Below are 19,860 nucleotides of genomic sequence, written 5' to 3'. Positions count from 1 at the left end.
CTGTTGTGGAAGCACTGCACAAAAAAATCCGCGAAGAAGGCATCGTGCTTTCCGATCAGGTCCTGAAAGTCGACGCTTTCCTGAACCACCAGATCGACCCGGCCCTGATGAAGCTGATCGGTGACGAATTCGCCGCGCTGTTCAAGGATTCGGGAATCACCAAGATCGTCACCATCGAAGCTTCGGGCATCGCCCCGGCGATCATGACCGGTCTGAACCTCGGCGTGCCGGTGATCTTCGCCCGCAAGCAACAGTCACTGACCCTGACTGAAAACCTGCTCTCGGCGACCGTCTACTCGTTCACCAAGAAGACCGAAAGCACCGTGGCCATCTCCCCGCGCCACCTGACCAGCAGCGACCGCGTGCTGATCATCGACGATTTCCTGGCCAACGGTAAGGCCTCGCAAGCGCTGATCTCGATCATCAAACAGGCCGGCGCCACCGTTGCCGGTCTGGGCATCGTCATCGAGAAGTCGTTCCAGGGCGGCCGCGCCGAACTGGACTCGCAGGGCTATCGCGTCGAGTCGCTGGCTCGCGTGCAATCGCTGAAGGATGGCGTCGTCACCTTCATCGAGTAACCAGCGGCACCGAGTTACCCCTGTGGGAGCGAGCCTGCTCGCGAATGCATTGTGTCAGTCAAAATAATCTTTGACTGATCCGGCGCTTTCGCGAGCAAGCCCGCTCCCAGAGGTGAGTCTCAAGCCTTCGAGAAATCCATTCTGTACCCTGCCCCCGGCACCCCTTCATGCATCGCAGCTTGAATCTCCGCATACAAGGCATTCGCCTCGCCGGTAGTAATTGAGCGTGAACAATCACGCAGCACCACATGTAAAAGCACGTTCTCCTGACCCGGCAGCATTCCGAGTCGCTCAATGGCTTGCGGTGGTAAATCCGAACGCTGCCAACGCCCTTTGATTCGCATCTCCTCGATCCAGTTTGAGCAATCCCCTGCCGCCTGCAACATCCTCTCGGTCAATACCTCTTCACTCAATCCCGGCGTCACTGCCAGCGAGATGTCGCGTGCAATCGATGGCAAACGAGACACCGCAGTCCAAGTGTCCAGATCATGCATCTGAGCCTGCACGCGCACATTCTGATCGCGTAACAAACGGATATCAGGTATGCCTTTGCGCAACATCGTCAAGCGATCCAGCCCCATCCCAAGAGCAAGCCCACCATGGCGCATCGGATCAATCTGCAAACGCTGTAATAGCGACTTCGCGATACGCCCGCACTCCAGAACCTCGACCGGCACGCCATCATTCAACACATTCACTTCAATCCCACCTTCGGTGTAGTGATGCGGGCTGTCGCCGTAGACCCAGGATTTGCCAGGGACAGCTGACTGCAAGATATCGCTGACAAGACGCAGTAAATGCTCGTGCGAGGCCAAATCGGGATCGCCGAGTACCCAAATATCCATTTGATGCGGTTCAGCACAATGCCAGCGGTCGCGACTGTCACGCCTGAACGTTATTCCCGGCGCTGCCAGCAAGATGGTCTGCCCCGGCTGGCGAATCTTCGCGGCCTGCTGAAGCGCTGCAGGAATTTGGCTGGTGGTCTGTGTGCGCAATAGCGAGTGCTCATCAACCCAACGTGTGTGCTCACTGCCGAGAGTAATTTCGGCCGGGTCGTAACCGAGCAACCCGTAGTTTTCTTCTGCCGACACAATCCTTGGTCCAATTTGCAGTTGTGCTTCGGGCCACCCCCGTTCTGCGAGCCCTGTAAGTACTTCATTCAGCAACAACCGGACAGCGTGATCGGGTTGGCTCTTTTCGGTCAAATCAGTCAGGAGCAATGCTTGGTGGACAGACGCGTCTGTCAGATATTTCTTTGATGTATGCACTTTGTTCTCCTGTAATTAGAGTTGGCATGAGCACGCAAAACATAGAGCCCATAAATAAAACCTACTCAACTAGAGCTCGCAACCACAACCGATGAAGTATGATTTTTACAATTTTCGGAACAGCACTACAGATAGAAACCACTCAAATAACCGAACCACATAGCAGGCAAAACCCACAGAAGAATTAATTCTTAAAATATTAAAATAGCGATTCAACCAGTTATCTACATATGCATTAATCCACTCACCTCCATCCAAATGGGGGTTCACAAAAAAATCAAAAAAAGGAAACCAAAAATGAAATCTGAAAAAGTCATCAAAGAAAATCTCAGCCGCATCGCTTCTGATCCAAACAACTTTGGATGGGCACCTCTGGCTTGGGCATATACAGACGATTAATCCCTATCAGTCCGCGGCAACGCTCGTTGCCGCGGTCTTCAGAACAAGGAGGGTCTATGTCACCGTTAAACAACATCTCCGCACTCTTCGACGATCACCGCTATTCTATTATTGCCGATTCAGATGACTTTCTTGAAGAATGTAAACTCTTGGGTCTCGACACGGCAAATATTTCTCTGCTAAAGGAATTCCCTGCAAACTGTATAGTTTTTTCTTTCACTAACGAAGCTGCGAAAAAAACGTTCGAAATCGCCAAGAAACCGCTGCGCAATAAAATCATTTTCTGCGCGACCCAAGTATTTGAGCCCTCTGTGAGAGCGGCAATCTACAGTCTCGAGCTTTTACTTAGAAGCGATTTTACGCAGCCCCTGTCTGCTCAGAGAGCAGTATTGAATATGCTTAATTCAAACCAGACATTTTGTTTATCAGGCAATGAATCAGATGCAACCGTATCCATTCCTTCATGGGCACAGCCTTACGCACTGCTTAGTGAAGACGTGACTGAGAACTTCGTGCAGTCTGTCGCAGAGTTATTTGAAGTTCATTACGCACATATGAATCCACTAGAGCCTTGTCCGTTTGAGTTCTCTGGCACTTTGAAAATCGCCGGAATACTGACCGTACTCCGAAAACCCAACCCCCAACTTCCCGAGGGCCTAAGAACCTCGCTGAAATGGCTTAGTGACCGGATAGCAGAAGAGGGAGCAAGGCTCACAGTCAGAGAAAACAACTTAACTTCACTAATAGTAAATAATACGGAGCAGATAAAGCTTCTGGATTTCGCGGCGGGTACTCGTGGGTTGAAACTTACTGAATTTGCTATCGGCGTGAACGAATCGATTTCAAGCGTTATCGATTACGGAGTCAATTCTCAACTGAATGAAGGTATCAGCGGGGTTCACTTGGCTATCGGGGATGGTTCATCTGGCTACCACATAGACTTTTTGAGCCCAGGAGTAAATGTCATCCCTGTCTGCTCACGCGCATGTATTTGACGGTAGGAATGAGCCTGCTCGCGATGGCGTAGTAACAGCCAACATATTCGGCTCTGATACACCATCATCGCGAGCAAGCTCCCGCATTCGGTTTTGTGGGGGCAGTTACTGTGCGGTAGCTTTCAGGCCTGTGAGCAGCAGGCGTTGGAAAAGGTCCTCCTTCAGGCCCTCCGGATTCGTCAGTTGCATCCGTTCAAGATGTTCCGGGAACACTGAGGCCTCCGGCGCATCCAGCGCTGCCTTGCCCAAGTCGAGAATCTCGGTCAGCTTGAACTTGCTCTTCAGCCAGTTCAGCGCCCGCAGCAGATCCCGTTCGATGGCGGTGAAATCACAGCCCAGCGGATACTCCGGAAACAGGTTCGGATGCCGTGCGGCAATCGCCTGCAAGCGTTGCGGTGTGTTGTCGGCAAATCGTGGATCGAGACGGAAGTCCTTCGGCAGCTTGCCGACTGTCTGCGCCTTTTCGATCAGTCCCGGCTGGAAGCGCGAATCGCTGATATTGAGCAGCGCTTCAATCACCGACGCGTCGGACTTACCGCGCAGGTCGGCGATGCCGTACTCGGTGACGACGATGTCGCGCAGGTGCCGCGGGATCGTGCAGTGGCCGTAGTCCCAGACGATATTGGAACTGACCTCGCCGCCCGATTCGCGCCAGCTGCGCAGGATCAACATCGATCGCGCGCCTTCCAGCGCATGGCCCTGAGCAACAAAGTTGTACTGGCCGCCGACACCGCTGAGCACGCGTCCATCTGCCAATTGATCAGCCACGCCGGCGCCGAGCAGAGTCATGGTGAACACGGTGTTGATGAAGCGCGCATCGATGCGCTGCAAGCGCTTGAGCTCTTCCTGGCCGTACAGCTCGTTGATGTAGCTGATGCGGGTCATGTTGAATTCCAGCAGCTTGCTTTGCGGCAACTCGCGCAGCCGCTCATAAAAACTGCGCGGGCCAAGGAAGAAGCCGCCGTGCACCGAGATACCGTCGGGCTGCGCGGCTTCGTCGAGGGTACCGGCGTTGGCCTGCTCCTGAGTCGGCACATCCGGATAGACCTTGCGCCGAATGATCCCGGCATCCGCCAATACCAACAGCCCGTTGACGAACATCTCGCTGCAACCGTAAAGGCCTTTGGCAAATGGCGCGGTGCCGCCCTCGCGCTGGATCAATTGCGCCCATTGGCTGAGGTTGATGTCATCGAGCAACGCCTGATAACCGGCGTTATCGGCCTGACGGGCAAGTAGCGCAGCAGTCAACGCGTCCCCCATCGAGCCGATACCAATTTGCAATGTGCCGCCATCGCGCACCAGCGTACTGGCGTGCAAGCCAATGAAATGATCCTGAAAGCCCACCGGCATGTTCGGCGTGGAAAACAGCGTGCTGCTGTCCTTCTCGTCGATCAGCAGATCAAACGTGTCGATGTCGACTTCCGCATCGCCGGGCATGTACGGCAGATCCGTATGCACCTGGCCGACCAGCACAATGGTCTCCCCCGCCTCGCGACGCTTGGCGATCATCGGCAACAGGTCGAGGGTGATGTCCGGGTTGCAGCTCAGGCTTAAGCGATCAGGGTGTTCGCTGCTGCTGGCGAGCAATTGCGCCACCAGATTGAGACCCGCTGCGTTGATGTCGCGAGCGGCATGGCTGTAATTGCTGCTGACGTAATCCTGCTGCGCCGGCGCGCTGTTGAGCAGACTGCCCGGCTGCATGAAGAACTGTTGGATTCGGATGTTGGCGGGCAGGCTGTCATGCTGGAGATCGGCGAGAAAATCAAACTCCGGATAATCACCAAACACGCGTTCGACGAAAGGCTCGATAAAGCGCTTCTGCAACCCATCGCCCAGATTCGGCCGACCGAGGCACAGCGCTGTATAGATCGTCAGCTGCCGCTCGGGCAGGCCCTTGATGCGCCGGTATAGCGCGTTAACGAAGTGATTCGGCTTGCCCAACCCCAGCGGCAGGCCCATGTGGATGTGCGCAGGCAAACGCGCCAGCACGTCGTCCACCGCCTGTTCGATCGAACACAACTGCACCATCTGAAGCCTCCCGCCCGTTCCGTTGATAGGGGTAGACCGAGATTGCCTTGAGTTTGCTGCAAAGGACAGCGTTTGGTTCGGAGGGACCAAGGCCTGGATGAATCGGGAAACCAGAAACCACAGACACAAAAAAACCGTCCGAAGACGGTTTTTTTCAAAGCCGGCGCTGATTACAGACCGGACATCTCTTTGATCGCACCCTTGAGCTCTTCATCGGTGCAATCGGCGCAGGTGCCTTTTGGCGGCATGGCGTTGATGCCGGTGATAGCTTTGGCGAGGATGCCGTCGAGGCCACCCTGATGGTCAGCGCGCTCCTTCCAGGCTGCAGTGTCCTTGATTTTCGGCGCGCCCAACAGGCCGGTACCGTGACAAGCGTTGCAGTGCTTGGCAATCACCTCGTCCGGGGTTCTCGCCCCGCCACCGCCGCCAGCCGTCGCGGCCACTTCCATACCCTTGCATTCCTGCCCTTGAACACACACCTGGCCGACGGGCTCGAGGCGTTTGGCGATGTCGTCATTCGTCGCAGCTTGAGCGCTGACAGCCCAGAGGGCCAGTACGGTTGCTGGTGCAGCCAGCATTTTCATAATTAGGTTCACGCGTTCACCCTCAATGGTGGCTATTCACGCCTGCGGCCACGGTTCGCAGGCGGGCGCAAGTATAGCGGGTAGGCCGCTGTACTGAAACAACCCCATGGTTAGAGGGGTCTTGTTGCCCATCGGTAAAACGGTTCGGGGGCCTTTGCCATATTGGCCTGGCGCCTTCTGCTTAGAAATTCGCCGGCGTGGCTGCGCTGATTAGTCGCGCCGGCACGTCGAACGGGTTACGGAAACGATGCGGCTTGGTACTTTCAAAATAGTAGCTGTCGCCGGCTTCGAGGATAAAAGTTTCCAGCCCTACCACCAGTTCGAGGCGACCTTCCACCAGAATCCCGGTTTCCTCGCCCTCGTGGGTGAGCATTTCTTCGCCGGTGTCGGCGCCCGGCGGGTAGATTTCGTTGAGGAAGGCGATGGCGCGGCTCGGGTGGGCGCGGCCGACCAGTTTCATGGTCACGGCGCCGTCGGAGATGTCGATCAGCTCATTGGCCTTGTAGACGATCTGGGTCGGTTGGTCCTGCAGGATCTCTTCGGAAAAGAACTCGACCATCGACATGGGAATCCCGCCGAGCACCTTTCTCAGCGAACTGATCGATGGGCTGACGCTGTTCTTTTCGATCATCGAAATGGTGCTGTTGGTGACGCCCGCGCGTTTGGCGAGTTCACGCTGGGAAAGCCCTTTGAGCTTGCGGATCGATTGCAGTCGTTCACCGACGTCCAAGGCGGGAGCCTCCTGATGTTGTAAGAATATTGACCGTTATCATGGCGACAGCGTTCAGTATTTACAACAGCTGGTCCCCGCAGCGGCGTCAACCCTCGGAATAGAGCCTTGGCACCCGCTTCAGGTTGCAGAAGATCTGATACGGGATGGTATCGGTCCACTTTGCCACGTCGCTGGCGAGGATGTTCTTACCCCACAACTCGACGGTCGAGCCAAGCCCCGCTTCCGCTACGTCGGTCAGATCGATGCAGAGCATGTCCATCGACACGCGCCCCAGCAAGCGGCTGGGTTTGCCAGCCACCAGCACCGGCGTGCCGGTCGGCGCCTGGCGCGGGTAGCCGTCGGCGTAACCCATGGCGACCACGCCGATGCGCATCGGCTTGTCGGTGATGAATCTGGCGCCATAGCCGATCGGTTCGCCGGCCGGCAATTCACGCACACTGATGACTTTCGATTCGAGAGTCATCACCGGTTGCAGGCGTTCAGCGACGGCGTTGGCTTCTTCGAACGGGGTCGCGCCGTAGAGCATGATGCCCGGACGTACCCAGTCGCTTTGGATTTCTGGCCATCCGAGCACCGCTGGCGAGTTGCGCAAGCTGACTTCCGCCGCCAGCCCCTGACGCGCCGCTTCGAACACCGCGACCTGCTCGGCACTGCTTTGCGCATGCAGTTCATCGGCGCGGGCGAAGTGGCTCATCAACACGATTTTTGCCACTTTGCCGCTGGCCAGCAGACGCTGATAGGCCGCTGGATAATCTTTCGGATGCAGGCCGACGCGGTGCATGCCGGAATCGAGCTTGAGCCATACCGTGATCGGTTTGCTCAGGACTGCCTGCTCGATCGCTTCGAGCTGCCACAGCGAATGCACCACGCACCAGAAATCATGCTCAACGATCAACGCCAGCTCGTCAGCTTCGAAGAAGCCTTCCAGCAGCAATACCGGCGCGCGAATCCCGGCGGAACGCAGCTCCAGTGCTTCTTCAATGCAGGCCACCGCAAACCCGTCAGCCTCGGCTTCCAGCGCCTGGGCGCAACGTACCGCGCCATGGCCATAGGCGTCCGCCTTGATCACCGCGAGCGCCTTGGCGCCGGTGACTTCACGGGCAATTCGGTAGTTGTGACGCAGGGCTTGAAGGTCGATCAGGGCACGGGCAGGACGCATGGCGGCAGACTTCTGGGCGGTCATGGGAAGAAAAACCGGCGCTGACTGACGACGCGAACCGCCAACAGCACCGGGAGAGGGATCTGTAAAACGTTATGGCAGCGCGGCGACGATGGAGATCTCCACCAGAATGCTCGGCTTGGCCATCTTCGCTTCGACGGTGGCGCGGGCCGGCGCCGCACCTTTTGGCAGCCACTGGTCCCACACCGCATTCATCCCGGCGAAGTGCGCTTCGATGTCGTTCAAATAGATCGTTGCCGACAACAGATGCTGTTTGTCCGTCCCGGCCAGATCGAGCAGACGTTCGATATTGGCGAGCACGTCGCGGGTCTGCTGTTCAATTCCGGCGTCGAAGTCGTCGCCGACCTGCCCGGCCAGATACACGGTGCCGTTGTGGCTGACGATCTGACTCATGCGCTCATTGGTGAGCTGGCGCTGGATTGACATGTTTTGCGGACTCCTGGGTCTGGTTGCCGTAACGGGAAATATCGAGGCCTTCAGCGCTGATCTGCGGCTTTTTCTTCGCCATCAGGTCGGCGAGCAAACGGCCGGAACCGCAGGCCATGGTCCAGCCGAGCGTACCGTGACCGGTGTTGAGGAACAGATTCTTGAACGGCGTGGCGCCAACGATCGGCGTACCGTCCGGCGTGGTCGGACGCAGGCCGGTCCAGAAACTCGCTTCGGCCAGATTGCCGCCCTGAGGATAAAGGTCGTTGACGATCATCTCCAGGGTTTCGCGCCGACGCGGGTTAAGCGACAGGTCAAAACCGGCAATCTCGGCCATGCCGCCGACGCGGATGCGGTTGTCGAAACGGGTGATCGCGACCTTGTAGGTCTCGTCGAGAATGGTCGAGGTCGGCGCCATGTCCGGGTTGGTGATCGGCACGGTCAGCGAGTAGCCCTTGAGCGGATACACCGGGGCCTTGATGCCCAGCGGCTTGAGCAACTGCGGCGAGTAGCTGCCCAGCGCCAGTACGTAGCGGTCAGCGGTTTCCAGCTTGCCGTCGATCCACACGCCGTTGATGCGATCACCGGCGTAATCGAGCTTCTGGATGTCCTGGCCGAAACGGAATTCCACACCAAGCTTGCGCGCCATTTCGGCGAGACGGGTGGTGAAGATCTGGCAGTCGCCGGTCTGGTCGTTGGGCAGACGCAGCGCGCCAGCGAGAATGTCAGTCACGCCTGCCAGAGCCGGTTCGACGCGGGCAATGCCGGCGCGGTCGAGGACTTCAAACGGCACGCCGGATTCTTTCAGCACGGCGATGTCTTTGGCGGCGTTATCCAGTTGCGCCTGAGTACGGAACAACTGCGTGGTGCCGAGGCTGCGGCCTTCGTAGGCGATACCGGTTTCGGCGCGTAATTCATCGAGGCAGTCGCGGCTGTACTCGGACAGCCGCACCATGCGCTCCTTGTTCACCGCGTAACGGCTGGCGGTGCAGTTGCGCAGCATTTGCGCCATCCACAGGTACTGATCGATGTCGGCAGTGGCTTTGATCGCCAGCGGCGCGTGGCGTTGCAGCAGCCACTTGATGGCCTTGAGCGGGACGCCCGGCGCAGCCCACGGCGAGGCGTAACCCGGCGATACCTGGCCGGCGTTGGCGAAACTGGTCTCCATGGCCGCAGCAGGCTGCCGGTCGACCACCACCACTTCAAACCCGGCACGGGCCAGATAGTAAGCACTGGCGGTACCGATGACGCCGCTACCCAAGACCATGACGCGCATTTTCAATCCCTCATCGCGGCTTTTCGCCGAACTGTTTGTTAGAGCAATGATGGGCGCAGTGTAAAAAAGAAACGCCAGTGCTTTTCACTATATAAGCGCCTATATTTGGCGACAATTCTCGGCAAAAACCCTTTTCACGGAGGCGCATCCCCTATGCGTACCAACACTCAGACCAAACGTGAGCTGGACAAGATCGACCGCAACATCCTGCGCATCCTGCAGGCGGATGGGCGGATTTCCTTTACCGAACTCGGGGAAAAGGTCGGTCTCTCGACCACGCCCTGCACCGAGCGCGTGCGGCGCCTGGAGCGCGAGGGGATCATCATGGGCTACAACGCCCGGCTCAATCCGCAGCATTTGAAGGGTAGCTTGCTGGTGTTCGTCGAGATCAGCCTCGACTACAAATCCGGCGACACATTCGAGGAATTCCGCCGCGCGGTGCTGAAGCTGCCCCATGTGCTGGAGTGCCATTTGGTGTCAGGGGATTTCGATTATCTGGTGAAGGCGCGGATTTCCGAGATGGCCTCGTATCGCAAACTGCTCGGCGACATTCTGTTGAAGCTGCCGCATGTGCGTGAATCGAAGAGCTATATCGTCATGGAAGAGGTGAAAGAGAGCCTTTGCCTGCCGATTCCGGACTGATCACCGCAATGATCGTTCCCACGCTCTGCGTGGGAATGCAGCCCGGGACGCTCTGCGTCTCAAAGGCCGAACGCGGAGCGTCCGAAGAGGCATTCCCACGCAGAGCGTGGGAACGATCGCTTACACCAACACCTGCCGATTCGCCGCCATGTACTCGAAAATCTGCTTCTCGACCCGCGGATGAATCAGCTCCACCGGCCGCCGCTCGTTCGGGCATGGCAGCGTCTTGGTCGTACCAAACAATCGACAGATCAGCGGTCGCTCTTCATACACCGTGCAGCCATTCGGCCCCAGGTGCACACAGTTGAGTTCTTCCAGCGCGGCATCCTGCTCGGCGCGGGTCTTGCGCGGCAGCCGGGCCATTTCCTCGGGCGAAGTGGTCACCGGCCCGCAGCAGTCGTGGCAGCCCGGCACGCAGTCGAACGTGGGGATCTGCTGACGCAGGTTGCGGATTTTCTGGCTGTTGCAGCTCATCGAAACGGTGACCAAAGTGGCGGGATAACGATTGTGCCGCAAAAGCCCGGATCCAGACACCGCAGGCCGACCGATGTTGCCCACGTTCGGGCGTGCGGCTTATGCTCCGTCAAATTTTCTCGACACTCAGCCGTTGGATGATGCCCATGACCGCCCGCGCCCAGACCACCGCGAGCCAACCCCACGTTGCCTCTTATTACGCCGCCAGCAGCCTGCCGCAGCCTGACCATCCCGTGCTGCAAGGCGAGGTGGTGGCGGATGTCTGCGTGGTCGGCGGTGGCTTTTCCGGGCTGAACACGGCGCTGGAACTCGCCGAACGCGGTTTCAGCGTGGTGCTGCTGGAAGCGCACAGGATCGGCTGGGGCGCCAGCGGTCGCAACGGCGGGCAGTTGATTCGCGGTGTCGGTCACGGCCTTGATCAGTTCGCCAATGTCATCGGTGCCGAAGGCGTGCGCGAGATGAAACTCATGGGCCTGGAAGCGGTGGAGATTGTCCGCCGGCGCGTCGAGCGTTTCGGCATTGCCTGCGACCTGACCTGGGGCTACTGCGACCTCGCCAACAAGCCTTCCGATCTCGACGGTTTTGCCGAAGATGCCGAAGAGTTGCGCGGCCTCGGTTACCGCTACGAAACCCGTCTGTTGCAGGCCAGTGAAATGCACACCGTGGTCGGTTCCAAGCGCTATGTCGGCGGCTTGATCGACATGGGCTCCGGGCATCTGCATCCGCTGAATCTGGCGCTGGGCGAAGCGGCAGCGGCGCAGCAACTGGGCGTGCAGTTGTTCGAGCGTTCGGCCGTGACGCGCATCGATTACGGCCCCGAAGTAAAGGTGCACACCGCGCAAGGCTCGGTGCGGGCCAAAACTCTGGTATTGGGCTGCAATGCCTATCTCAATGACCTCAACCCGCAACTGAGCGGCAAGGTCCTGCCTGCCGGCAGTTACATCATCGCCACCGAACCGCTGAGCGCAGAGCAGGCGCACAACCTGCTGCCGCAGAACATGGCGGTCTGCGACCAGCGGGTGGCGCTGGATTACTACCGGCTCTCGGCGGATCGACGTTTGCTGTTCGGCGGCGCGTGTCATTACTCGGGACGCGATCCGAAAGACATCGGCGCCTATATGCAGCCGAAGATGCTTGAAGTGTTCCCGCAACTGGCCGGGGTGAAAATCGATTATCAGTGGGGCGGAATGATCGGCATCGGTGCCAACCGCTTGCCGCAGATTGGCCGGCTCGCCGAGCAGCCGAACGTGTATTACGCCCAGGCGTATTCCGGACATGGGGTGAATGCCACCCACTTGGCCGGCAAGCTGCTGGCCGAAGCGATCAGCGGGCAGCACAGCGGCGGCTTTGATCTGTTCGCCAAGGTGCCGCACATCACCTTCCCGGGCGGCAAGCATTTGCGCTCGCCGTTGTTGGCGTTGGGGATGTTGTGGCATCGGCTTAAAGAGTTGGTCTGACGAATCAGGAGCGTTCCCACGCAGAGCGTGGGAACGCTCTGTGGTATTCAGATCCGCCAAAACGGCTTCAACCCCTCCTCCCTTGCCTGCTCCAGCGTCAGCCCGACATCCTTGAGCTGCTCCGGCGTCAGTCCCAACAACGCCTTGCGCGTGTGCAGACGATGCCAGAACAGACCCCAGCGACTGAGGCCGGACGGCGCGTTACGCAGCAGATTGCGCGCGTTGTCCTTCTGCCCTGCCGCCAGTTCCTGACTGTGTAACGTCAGCCGCACATCGCTCAAGCCGTTCATTTTCGTTGCTCCTGTTTACTTGGGTAGCCAGAGATTCCATGATGCGCGGGCGAGCAAAACCATTACAGACTCAAAGAACCTGTATTAACTCCATACAGATTTGCCGATTCGTCGACTGAATGACTGATTTTTGCCGAATCTGTACTGGTTTCCACCAAGACGCACCGAGGCTGCCATGACTCTGTATGTAAACCTCGCCGAATTGCTCGGCACCCGCATCGAACAAGGTTTCTATCGCCCCGGCGATCGCTTGCCGTCGGTGCGCGCCTTGAGTGTCGAGCACGGAGTCAGTTTGAGCACGGTGCAGCAGGCCTATCGCGTGCTTGAAGACAGCGGCCTCGCCACGCCGAAACCCAAGTCTGGCTACTTTGTCCCAGTCGGCCGCGAGTTGCCGGAGCTCCCCGCCGTAGGCCGCCCGGCGCAGCGGCCAGTGGAGATTTCGCAATGGGATCAGGTGCTGGAACTCATTCGCGCGGTACCGCGCAAAGACGTCGTGCAATTGGGCCGTGGCATGCCCGATGTCGGCTCGCCGACCATGAAGCCGCTGCTGCGCGGACTGGCGCGAATCAGCCGGCGGCAGGACATGCCCGGCCTGTATTACGACAACATCCACGGCAACCTTGAACTGCGCGAACAGATCGCACGGCTGATGCTCGATTCCGGCTGTCAGTTAAGCGCCAGCGATCTGGTGATCACCACTGGCTGCCACGAAGCGCTGTCCACCAGCATCCACGCGATCTGCGAGCCGGGTGACATCGTCGCGGTGGATTCGCCGAGCTTCCACGGCGCCATGCAGACCCTCAAAGGCCTGGGCATGAAAGCCCTGGAAATCCCCACCGACCCGCTCACCGGGATCAGCCTCGACGCCTTGGAACTGGCCTTGGAACAGTGGCCGATCAAGGCCATTCAGCTCACGCCCAACTGCAACAACCCCCTCGGATACGTCATGCCCGAGTCGCGCAAACGCGCGCTGTTGACGCTCGCCCAGCGTTTCGACGTGGCGATCATTGAAGACGATGTGTATGGCGAACTTGCCTACACCTATCCGCGCCCGCGCACGATCAAATCCTTCGATGAAGACGGCCGCGTGTTGCTGTGCAGCTCGTTCTCCAAAACCTTGGCGCCGGGGCTGCGCATCGGCTGGGTGGCGCCGGGCCGATATCTGGAGCGAGTGCTGCACATGAAATACATCAGCACCGGCTCCACCGCACCACAACCGCAGATCGCCATCGCCGAATTCATCAAGGCCGGCCATTTCGAGCCGCACTTGCGGCGTATGCGCATGCAGTACCAACGCAATCGTGACGCGATGATCGACTGGGTGACGCGCTACTTTCCCGCCGGCACCCGCGCCAGTCGCCCGCAGGGCAGCTTCATGCTCTGGGTGGAACTGCCGGAAGGTTTCGACACGCTGAAACTGAATCGCGCGCTGCACGATCAGGGCGTACAGATTGCCGTTGGCAGCATCTTTTCCGCCTCCGGCAAGTACCGCAATTGTCTGCGGATGAACTACGCTGCCAAACCAACAGCGCAGATCGAAGAAGCGGTGCGCAAGGTCGGCGCTGCGGCAATCAAATTACTCGCCGAGACCGACTGACCTTTTTTGCGCGCCCGGCGTCCAAATTGCCGACCTCAGCCGCCAACCGGAACGACCCTACGTGAGCTTCAGACAGCCCTTACTCGCTTCACTGATACTCGCCTCGTTCCTCAGCGGCTGCGCCAGCCTCGATGTGCCGCGCGAACCAAGCCAAGCCCTGCCGGCGTCGGACTCCAGCTTCGGCCGTTCGATTCAGGCTCAGGCCGCGCCCTACAAAGGGCAGTCGGGGTTCCGCCTGCTCTCTGACAGCGGCGAGGCGTTTACCGCCCGGGCCGAGCTGATTCGCCATGCCCAGGTCAGCCTCGATTTGCAGTACTACATCGTCCACGACGGCATCAGCACGCGGATGTTGGTGGAGGAAGTGCTCAAGGCGGCCGACCGTGGTGTGCGCGTGCGCATCCTGCTCGACGACACCACCAGCGACGGCCTCGACCAGATCATCGCGACGCTGGCGGCACATCCGCAGATCCAGATTCGTTTGTTCAATCCGTTGCACCTGGGGCGCAGCACCGGCGTAACACGCGCGGCCGGGCGACTGTTCAATCTGTCCGTGCAGCACCGGCGCATGCACAACAAGTTGTGGCTGGCGGACAACAGCGCGGCCATCGTCGGCGGGCGCAATCTGGGCGATGAATATTTCGATGCCGAAGCCAACCTGAATTTCACCGACATCGACATGCTCAGCATCGGCCCGGTGGCCGAGCAGCTCGGGCACAGTTTCGACCAGTACTGGAACAGCGCGCTGAGCAAGCCGATCGACGAATTCCTCTCCAGCCAGCCGACCGCCGCCGACTTGGAAAACACGCGCACGCGCTTGGAAGAATCGCTGGAAGAAACCCGCAAGCAGAACCACGCGCTGTATCAGCAGTTGATGAAGTTCACCACCGACCCGCGCATGGACATCTGGCGCAAGGAGCTGATCTGGGCCTGGAACCAGGCCTTGTGGGATGCGCCGAGCAAGGTCCTGTCCAAGGGCGAACCCGATCCGCATCTGCTGCTGACCACGCAACTGGCGCCGGAACTGACCGGCGTCAGCAAAGAGCTGATCATGATTTCCGCCTACTTCGTGCCGGGTCAGCCGGGGCTGGTTTACCTGACCGGACGCGCCGATGCCGGGGTCTCCGTAAGTCTGCTGACCAATTCGCTGGAGGCTACCGACGTGCCGGCGGTGCATGGCGGTTACGCGCCCTATCGCAAGGCGTTGCTTGAACACGGAGTGAAACTCTATGAGTTGCGCCGCCAGCCTGGGGATAACTACGGCAGCGGGCCACGCGTGTTCTACAGCAAGTCGTTTCGCGGCTCGGATTCCAGCCTGCACAGCAAGGCGATGATCTTTGATCGACGCAAATCGTTTATCGGCTCATTCAACTTCGACCCGCGCTCGGTGCTGTGGAACACCGAAGTCGGCGTGCTCGTCGACAGCCCGGAACTGGCCGAGCATGTGCGCGCACTGGCATTGCAAGGCATGGCGCCGACCTTGAGTTATCAGGCGAAACTTGAGGACGGCAAGGTCGTCTGGGTCACCGAGGACAACGGCCAGATGCATACTCTGACCAAGGAGCCGGGGAGCTGGTGGCGGCGCTTCAACTCGTGGTTCAGCACCAGCGTCGGCCTGGAGCGGATGCTGTAAGTCCGTCTGTTGATGATCCCTTGTGGGATGCGCTCAGGCTGCTTCCGCCGTTGTGCCAAAGGCCCCTTGGCGCAACAACAAAAGCACCAGACCAAACGCCCCAGCCGCCATCAACAGCGGCAACGCATGACCATTGATCCACTGACTCCCCGCCCCTGCCGCCAACGGCCCGACCAGACAACCGACACCCCACAATTGCGCGATATGCGCATTGGCGCGAACCAGCGCATCGTCTCGATAACGCTCGCCAATCAGAATCAGTGACAGGGTAAACAAGCCGCCAGCACTGGCGCCGAACAGCACCCAAAGCGGCCAGATCAGCAGCGTGTCGAGCAACATCGGAATAGCCAGACTCGACAGCATCAACACCACCGCGCAACCAGCAAACAGCGTGCGCCGCGACAGGTAATCGGCCAATGCGCCGATCGGCAATTGCAGCAGCGCATCGCCGACCACCACGGTGCTGACCATGGCCAGCGCGATTTCGGCGGTGAACCCTTGTTGCAGGCAGTACACCGGCAGCAGCGTCAGAATCATCGCCTCGAACGCGGCGAACAACGACACCGCCCAGGCAATCGCCGGCAGCTCACGGGCGAAGCCCCATAGATCGCCAAACGTGACGCTGTTGGCCTCACTGCTTGGCGCACCGCTGCGCCCCAGCAGCAGAAGGGGCGAGAGCGTGAGCAGGCCGACCCCGACCCAGAAACCGTAATCATGCTCGGTACCGAGCGCCCCCAGCAGCAACGGACCGGACAGTTGGCTCAGCGCATAGCTGCTGCCATACAGCGCCACCAGACGCCCGCGCCACTGCTCGACCACCAGTTGATTGATCCAGCTCTCGCCGAGGATGAACACGATGGTCAGGATCACCCCGATCAGCAGGCGCAGCAGCAACCAGATCGGGTAACTCGGCAGCAGCGCCAGCAGGCCGATCGACAATGCCCCGGCCCACAGGCACAGACGCATCAGGTTCGCCGTGCCGAAATACGCAGCGAGATGGCTGGAAACCTTCGCCCCCAGCAACACGCCGATTGCCGGCATGGCCGCCATCACACCGATGGCGAACGAGCCGTAGCCCCAGCCCTCCAGACGCAACGACACCAGCGGCATGCTGACCCCCAGGGCCAGGCCGACACTCAAGACGGACGCCAACACGGCGAAATACGTCGCCCACCGCATGTTCCACGCTCCTGTGGATATTTTTATATGCACCACAAAATCACTGTGGGAGCGAGCCCCTGTGGCGAGGGGATTTATCCCCGTTGGGTCGCGCAGCGGCCCCAAAACCTTCAACCACGATGTACCAGGTACACCGCGTGCAATGGTTTAGCGACTGCTTCGCAGCCGAACGGGGATAAATCCCCTCTCCACAGAGGCTCGCTCCCACAGGGAATCTCTGTTTGGTCAGGAAGCCCGGAGTAGCGGGCTCCCGTCAGCGGCTTACAGCTTGATCCACGTCGCCTTCAACTCGGTGTACTTGTCGAAGGCATGCAGCGATTTGTCGCGACCGTTGCCCGACTGTTTGAAGCCACCGAACGGCGCGGTCATGTCGCCGCCATCGTACTGGTTGACCCACACGCTACCGGCGCGCAGGGCCTTGGCAGTCAGGTGCGCCTTGGAGATGTCCTGGGTCCACACCGCTGCGGCCAGACCGTATGGCGTGTCGTTGGCAATCTGGATGGCTTCTTCGGCGCTGTCGAAAGCGATCACCGACAACACTGGGCCGAAAATCTCTTCCTGGGCAATCTTCATCGCGTTGCTCACACCATCGAAAATGGTCGGCTCAACGTAAGTGCCGCCGGTCTCCTGGAGGATGCGCTTGCCGCCGGCGACCAGTTTGGCGCCATCGCTATGGCCGGATTCGATGTACGACAGCACGGTGTTCATCTGCTGGGTATCGACCAGCGCACCGACGTTGGTCGCCGGGTCCAGCGGATTGCCCGGCTTCCAGGCTTTCAGCGCCTCGATCACCATTGGCAGGAATTTGTCCTTGATCGAACGCTCGACCAGCAGGCGCGAACCGGCGGTGCAGACTTCGCCCTGGTTGAAGGCGATGGCGCTGGCGGCGGATTCAGCGGCGGCCTGCAGATCCGGCGCATCGGCGAAGACGATGTTCGGGCTCTTGCCGCCCGCTTCCAGCCAGACGCGTTTCATGTTCGATTCGCCGGCATAGACCATGAGTTGCTTGGCAATCTTGGTCGAACCAGTGAACACCAGCGTGTCGACGTCATTGTGCAGACCCAGCGCCTTGCCGACGGTGTGGCCATAGCCCGGCAGCACGTTGAGCACGCCTTTCGGAATTCCGGCTTCAATGGCCAGCGCAGCGATGCGGATGGCGGTCAGCGGCGACTTTTCCGACGGCTTGAGGATCACCGAGTTACCGGTCGACAGCGCCGGGCCGAGCTTCCAGCAAGCCATCATCAGCGGGAAGTTCCACGGCACGATAGCGCCAACCACGCCCACCGGCTCACGGGTCACCAGACCTAGTTGGTCATGCGGGGTGGCGGCAACTTCGTCGTAGATCTTGTCGATCGCTTCGCCGCTCCAGCTCAGCGCCTGCGCCGCGCCCGGCACGTCGATGTACAGCGAATCGCTGATCGGCTTGCCCATGTCGAGAGTTTCCAGCAGTGCCAGTTCTTCGGCATGCTGTTTCAGCAGGCTGGCGAAGCGGATCATGGTGGCTTTGCGCTTGGTCGGCGCCAGGCGCGACCAGACGCCGGAATTGAAAGTAGCGCGGGCGTTTTCTACAGCACGGTCGGCGTCGGCGGCGTCACAGCTGGCGATCTTGCCGAGCAGGCGGCCATCGACCGGGCTGATGCATTCGAAGGTTTCGCCGGAGACGGCGTCAGTGTATTCGCCATTCAGGAAGGCGCGGCCTTCGATTTTCAGATCGCGGGCGCGTTGTTCCCAGTCGGCACGAGTCAGGGTGGTCATTCGGGTGTCCTCCTCTTATTGAATACGAGCACCGCAAGCGCTGCGGCGCTGTTCAAGAATTCTGCCCGGCCAGCCTGCACTTTCGGCCCGAGGCACCCGCCACCCTAAACCAGCGGCCGGGTTTGTTTCAATATATTTGACATAAGCTGGCCATACGGCCTTGCGGTGTTCATTTTAATAAACATAGACTTTGGCCCATTCCAGCCCACGCGCCGTCATTAGCGGAGAAAACAACAATGAACATCCAGAACGTCGTCGACATCAGCCTCGCCAGCAGCGAAGCCGAGCGCTATCGGCCGGACCCGGCGAAAGTGCTGAAGGGCGATCCTGAGCAGGCGGTGTTTCATCAATACGAAAGCCCTTGTGGGCAAATGGGCGTGGGCGTGTGGGAAGGCGCGGTAGGTCAGTGGACGGTGAATTACACCGAGCATGAGTACTGCGAGATTCTGCAGGGAGTTTCGGTATTGCGTGACAGCGATGGCAATGCCAAGACCTTGCGCGCTGGTGATCGCTTCGTGATTCCGGCGGGGTTTCGCGGCACCTGGGAAGTGCTGGAGGCTTGCCGCAAGGTTTATGTGATCTTTGAACAGAAGGCTTGAGTCTTCGCGCTGATCTGAACGGCCCCTTCGCGAGCAGGCTCGCTCCCACATTCGAACGCATTCCATTGTGGGAGCGCAGGACAGGCAACACCAAATCAACGGCAAACAAAAAAGGCCCGTATCTCACGATACGGGCCTTTTTCGCAGTCAGGAAAAATCAATTACTTGATTTTGCCTTCCTTGTACATCACGTGCTTGCGAACAACCGGATCATATTTCTTGATCTCGATTTTGTCCGGGGTAGTACGCTTGTTCTTGTCGGTAGTGTAGAAGTGACCAGTACCGGCGCTCGAGATCAAACGAATCAATTCACGCATGATTAGCTCCCTTAAATCTTGCCATCGCGGCGAAGTTCGGCGAGCACGACAGTGATGCCACGCTTGTCGATGATACGCATGCCTTTGGCAGATACGCGCAGACGCACAAAACGTTTCTCTTCTTCAACCCAGAAGCGGTGATGCTGCAGGTTCGGCAGGAAACGACGACGGGTTTTGTTGTTTGCGTGGGAAATGTTATTCCCAGTCACCGGACCCTTACCGGTAACTTGACATACTCTCGACATGCCTCAGCCCTCTAAAACCACATGCCCAACCCGGCATGGGTTGGCCGCTTAATCTCTCAGTCATTTGGCGCCAGGCGCCGCGTTTCTTTAGAGGTCTTACCGGCTACACCTACAGTGAAGGAACCGGGCCCCTAGAAAAGAGCGCTGCTTTATACCAGAAAGACCGGGGTGCAACAACAATCGGTGTGCAATCAATCGGCAAAAGGGC

At 59.2% G+C, this 19,860-nt stretch carries 20 protein-coding genes; 7 read left to right on the top strand and 13 right to left on the bottom strand.

The annotated features are described in order from the left end of the window. Positions 1 to 5: 5 nt before the first annotated feature. Positions 6 to 578, top strand: a complete 573-nt coding sequence (locus D8U70_RS05210; RefSeq protein WP_016772573.1) for a xanthine phosphoribosyltransferase — start codon at positions 6 to 8, stop codon at positions 576 to 578. 119 nt (positions 579 to 697) lie between these two features. On the opposite strand, the gene D8U70_RS05205 is transcribed toward D8U70_RS05210, so the two are convergent. Then, the gene (locus tag D8U70_RS05205; protein ID WP_071172125.1) at positions 698 to 1,846 is read right to left on the bottom strand and encodes a hypothetical protein; all 1,149 of its coding nucleotides are present in this window, start codon (positions 1,844 to 1,846) and stop codon (positions 698 to 700) included. 455 nt (positions 1,847 to 2,301) lie between these two features. Here D8U70_RS05205 and D8U70_RS05200 point away from each other — a divergent pair, with 455 nt between their 5' ends. After that, positions 2,302 to 3,240: a hypothetical protein gene (locus D8U70_RS05200; RefSeq protein WP_130928429.1), complete on the top strand. Its 939-nt coding sequence runs from the start codon at positions 2,302 to 2,304 to the stop codon at positions 3,238 to 3,240. Between the two features lie 105 nt (positions 3,241 to 3,345). On the opposite strand, the gene D8U70_RS05195 is transcribed toward D8U70_RS05200, so the two are convergent. The 6 genes from D8U70_RS05195 to dadA form a co-directional block, all read right to left on the bottom strand. Further along, positions 3,346 to 5,268 (bottom strand): acetyl-CoA hydrolase/transferase C-terminal domain-containing protein, encoded by a 1,923-nt coding sequence (locus tag D8U70_RS05195; RefSeq protein ID WP_130928428.1) that lies wholly within the window; start codon positions 5,266 to 5,268, stop codon positions 3,346 to 3,348. 170 nt (positions 5,269 to 5,438) lie between these two features. Continuing rightward, complete coding sequence (locus D8U70_RS05190) at positions 5,439 to 5,852, bottom strand: c-type cytochrome (RefSeq protein WP_073470925.1); 414 nt, start codon at positions 5,850 to 5,852, stop codon at positions 5,439 to 5,441. A gap of 181 nt (positions 5,853 to 6,033) precedes the next feature. Next, positions 6,034 to 6,582 carry a cupin domain-containing protein gene (locus D8U70_RS05185; protein WP_016772566.1) on the bottom strand — a complete coding sequence of 183 codons (549 nt, stop codon included), beginning with the start codon at positions 6,580 to 6,582 and terminating at the stop codon, positions 6,034 to 6,036. Between the two features lie 88 nt (positions 6,583 to 6,670). Continuing rightward, positions 6,671 to 7,744 carry an alanine racemase gene (alr, locus tag D8U70_RS05180; protein WP_130928427.1) on the bottom strand — a complete coding sequence of 358 codons (1,074 nt, stop codon included), beginning with the start codon at positions 7,742 to 7,744 and terminating at the stop codon, positions 6,671 to 6,673. Between the two features lie 93 nt (positions 7,745 to 7,837). Further along, positions 7,838 to 8,191 (bottom strand): RidA family protein, encoded by a 354-nt coding sequence (locus D8U70_RS05175; protein ID WP_016772564.1) that lies wholly within the window; start codon positions 8,189 to 8,191, stop codon positions 7,838 to 7,840. Then, a complete protein-coding gene (gene dadA, locus D8U70_RS05170; RefSeq protein WP_071172120.1) occupies positions 8,163 to 9,467 on the bottom strand; it encodes a D-amino acid dehydrogenase in 1,305 nt (434 codons plus the stop codon). The genes D8U70_RS05175 and dadA overlap by 29 nt, the downstream gene beginning before the upstream one ends. A gap of 153 nt (positions 9,468 to 9,620) precedes the next feature. On the opposite strand from dadA, the gene D8U70_RS05165 reads away from it, so the two are divergent. Beyond that, complete coding sequence (locus tag D8U70_RS05165; protein WP_010465173.1) at positions 9,621 to 10,109, top strand: Lrp/AsnC ligand binding domain-containing protein; 489 nt, start codon at positions 9,621 to 9,623, stop codon at positions 10,107 to 10,109. A gap of 120 nt (positions 10,110 to 10,229) precedes the next feature. On the opposite strand, the gene D8U70_RS05160 is transcribed toward D8U70_RS05165, so the two are convergent. Next, complete coding sequence (locus tag D8U70_RS05160; protein WP_123441968.1) at positions 10,230 to 10,583, bottom strand: YkgJ family cysteine cluster protein; 354 nt, start codon at positions 10,581 to 10,583, stop codon at positions 10,230 to 10,232. A gap of 146 nt (positions 10,584 to 10,729) precedes the next feature. On the opposite strand from D8U70_RS05160, the gene D8U70_RS05155 reads away from it, so the two are divergent. Further along, entirely contained in the window at positions 10,730 to 12,040 is a 1,311-nt protein-coding gene (locus D8U70_RS05155; RefSeq protein WP_122698706.1) for an FAD-binding oxidoreductase, read from the top strand. A gap of 47 nt (positions 12,041 to 12,087) precedes the next feature. On the opposite strand, the gene D8U70_RS05150 is transcribed toward D8U70_RS05155, so the two are convergent. Beyond that, complete coding sequence (locus D8U70_RS05150) at positions 12,088 to 12,330, bottom strand: DUF1127 domain-containing protein (RefSeq protein WP_130928426.1); 243 nt, start codon at positions 12,328 to 12,330, stop codon at positions 12,088 to 12,090. Positions 12,331 to 12,505: 175 nt separating this feature from the next. Here D8U70_RS05150 and D8U70_RS05145 point away from each other — a divergent pair, with 175 nt between their 5' ends. Both D8U70_RS05145 and D8U70_RS05140 read left to right on the top strand, forming a co-directional pair. Continuing rightward, a complete protein-coding gene (locus tag D8U70_RS05145; protein ID WP_041476641.1) occupies positions 12,506 to 13,927 on the top strand; it encodes a PLP-dependent aminotransferase family protein in 1,422 nt (473 codons plus the stop codon). Between the two features lie 61 nt (positions 13,928 to 13,988). Continuing rightward, positions 13,989 to 15,557 carry a phospholipase D family protein gene (locus D8U70_RS05140; RefSeq protein WP_130928425.1) on the top strand — a complete coding sequence of 523 codons (1,569 nt, stop codon included), beginning with the start codon at positions 13,989 to 13,991 and terminating at the stop codon, positions 15,555 to 15,557. A gap of 33 nt (positions 15,558 to 15,590) precedes the next feature. Here D8U70_RS05140 and D8U70_RS05135 read toward each other — a convergent pair whose 3' ends face one another. Both D8U70_RS05135 and D8U70_RS05130 read right to left on the bottom strand, forming a co-directional pair. Then, entirely contained in the window at positions 15,591 to 16,736 is a 1,146-nt protein-coding gene (locus tag D8U70_RS05135; RefSeq protein ID WP_130928424.1) for an MFS transporter, read from the bottom strand. Between the two features lie 261 nt (positions 16,737 to 16,997). Continuing rightward, on the bottom strand, positions 16,998 to 18,491 hold the full coding sequence (locus tag D8U70_RS05130; protein ID WP_016772556.1) for an aldehyde dehydrogenase: 1,494 nt from the start codon (positions 18,489 to 18,491) through the stop codon (positions 16,998 to 17,000). A gap of 236 nt (positions 18,492 to 18,727) precedes the next feature. Here D8U70_RS05130 and D8U70_RS05125 point away from each other — a divergent pair, with 236 nt between their 5' ends. Further along, complete coding sequence (locus D8U70_RS05125) at positions 18,728 to 19,090, top strand: cupin domain-containing protein (protein WP_073470919.1); 363 nt, start codon at positions 18,728 to 18,730, stop codon at positions 19,088 to 19,090. A gap of 161 nt (positions 19,091 to 19,251) precedes the next feature. Here the strand turns inward: D8U70_RS05125 and rpmG are convergent, their stop codons facing one another. Both rpmG and rpmB read right to left on the bottom strand, forming a co-directional pair. Next, positions 19,252 to 19,407 (bottom strand): 50S ribosomal protein L33, encoded by a 156-nt coding sequence (gene rpmG / locus D8U70_RS05120; protein ID WP_016772554.1) that lies wholly within the window; start codon positions 19,405 to 19,407, stop codon positions 19,252 to 19,254. An 11-nt stretch (positions 19,408 to 19,418) separates the two neighbouring features. After that, complete coding sequence (rpmB, locus tag D8U70_RS05115; protein WP_007920377.1) at positions 19,419 to 19,652, bottom strand: 50S ribosomal protein L28; 234 nt, start codon at positions 19,650 to 19,652, stop codon at positions 19,419 to 19,421. Between the last annotated feature and the right edge of the window lie 208 nt (positions 19,653 to 19,860).

It is taken from the genome of Pseudomonas sp. Sample_20 (assembly GCF_004307585.1).
In the GTDB taxonomy this organism is placed as follows: domain Bacteria; phylum Pseudomonadota; class Gammaproteobacteria; order Pseudomonadales; family Pseudomonadaceae; genus Aquipseudomonas; species Aquipseudomonas atacamensis.
The sequence above is the reverse complement of the archived record's forward strand: the minus strand, read 5'-3'. Positions and strand labels throughout refer to the sequence as shown.

Coding starts and splice junctions, on each gene's coding strand:
- D8U70_RS05200 (WP_130928429.1), top strand. CDS start 2,302: ATGTCACCGTTAAACAACATCTCCGCACTCTTCGACGATCACCGCTAT.
- D8U70_RS05195 (WP_130928428.1), bottom strand. CDS start 5,268: ATGGTGCAGTTGTGTTCGATCGAACAGGCGGTGGACGACGTGCTGGCG.
- D8U70_RS05190 (WP_073470925.1), bottom strand. CDS start 5,852: ATGAAAATGCTGGCTGCACCAGCAACCGTACTGGCCCTCTGGGCTGTC.
- alr (WP_130928427.1), bottom strand. CDS start 7,744: ATGCGTCCTGCCCGTGCCCTGATCGACCTTCAAGCCCTGCGTCACAAC.
- D8U70_RS05175 (WP_016772564.1), bottom strand. CDS start 8,191: ATGTCAATCCAGCGCCAGCTCACCAATGAGCGCATGAGTCAGATCGTC.
- dadA (WP_071172120.1), bottom strand. CDS start 9,467: ATGCGCGTCATGGTCTTGGGTAGCGGCGTCATCGGTACCGCCAGTGCT.
- D8U70_RS05165 (WP_010465173.1), top strand. CDS start 9,621: ATGCGTACCAACACTCAGACCAAACGTGAGCTGGACAAGATCGACCGC.
- D8U70_RS05160 (WP_123441968.1), bottom strand. CDS start 10,583: ATGAGCTGCAACAGCCAGAAAATCCGCAACCTGCGTCAGCAGATCCCC.
- D8U70_RS05155 (WP_122698706.1), top strand. CDS start 10,730: ATGACCGCCCGCGCCCAGACCACCGCGAGCCAACCCCACGTTGCCTCT.
- D8U70_RS05150 (WP_130928426.1), bottom strand. CDS start 12,330: ATGAACGGCTTGAGCGATGTGCGGCTGACGTTACACAGTCAGGAACTG.
- D8U70_RS05145 (WP_041476641.1), top strand. CDS start 12,506: ATGACTCTGTATGTAAACCTCGCCGAATTGCTCGGCACCCGCATCGAA.
- D8U70_RS05135 (WP_130928424.1), bottom strand. CDS start 16,736: ATGCGGTGGGCGACGTATTTCGCCGTGTTGGCGTCCGTCTTGAGTGTC.
- D8U70_RS05130 (WP_016772556.1), bottom strand. CDS start 18,491: ATGACCACCCTGACTCGTGCCGACTGGGAACAACGCGCCCGCGATCTG.
- D8U70_RS05125 (WP_073470919.1), top strand. CDS start 18,728: ATGAACATCCAGAACGTCGTCGACATCAGCCTCGCCAGCAGCGAAGCC.
- rpmG (WP_016772554.1), bottom strand. CDS start 19,407: ATGCGTGAATTGATTCGTTTGATCTCGAGCGCCGGTACTGGTCACTTC.
- rpmB (WP_007920377.1), bottom strand. CDS start 19,652: ATGTCGAGAGTATGTCAAGTTACCGGTAAGGGTCCGGTGACTGGGAAT.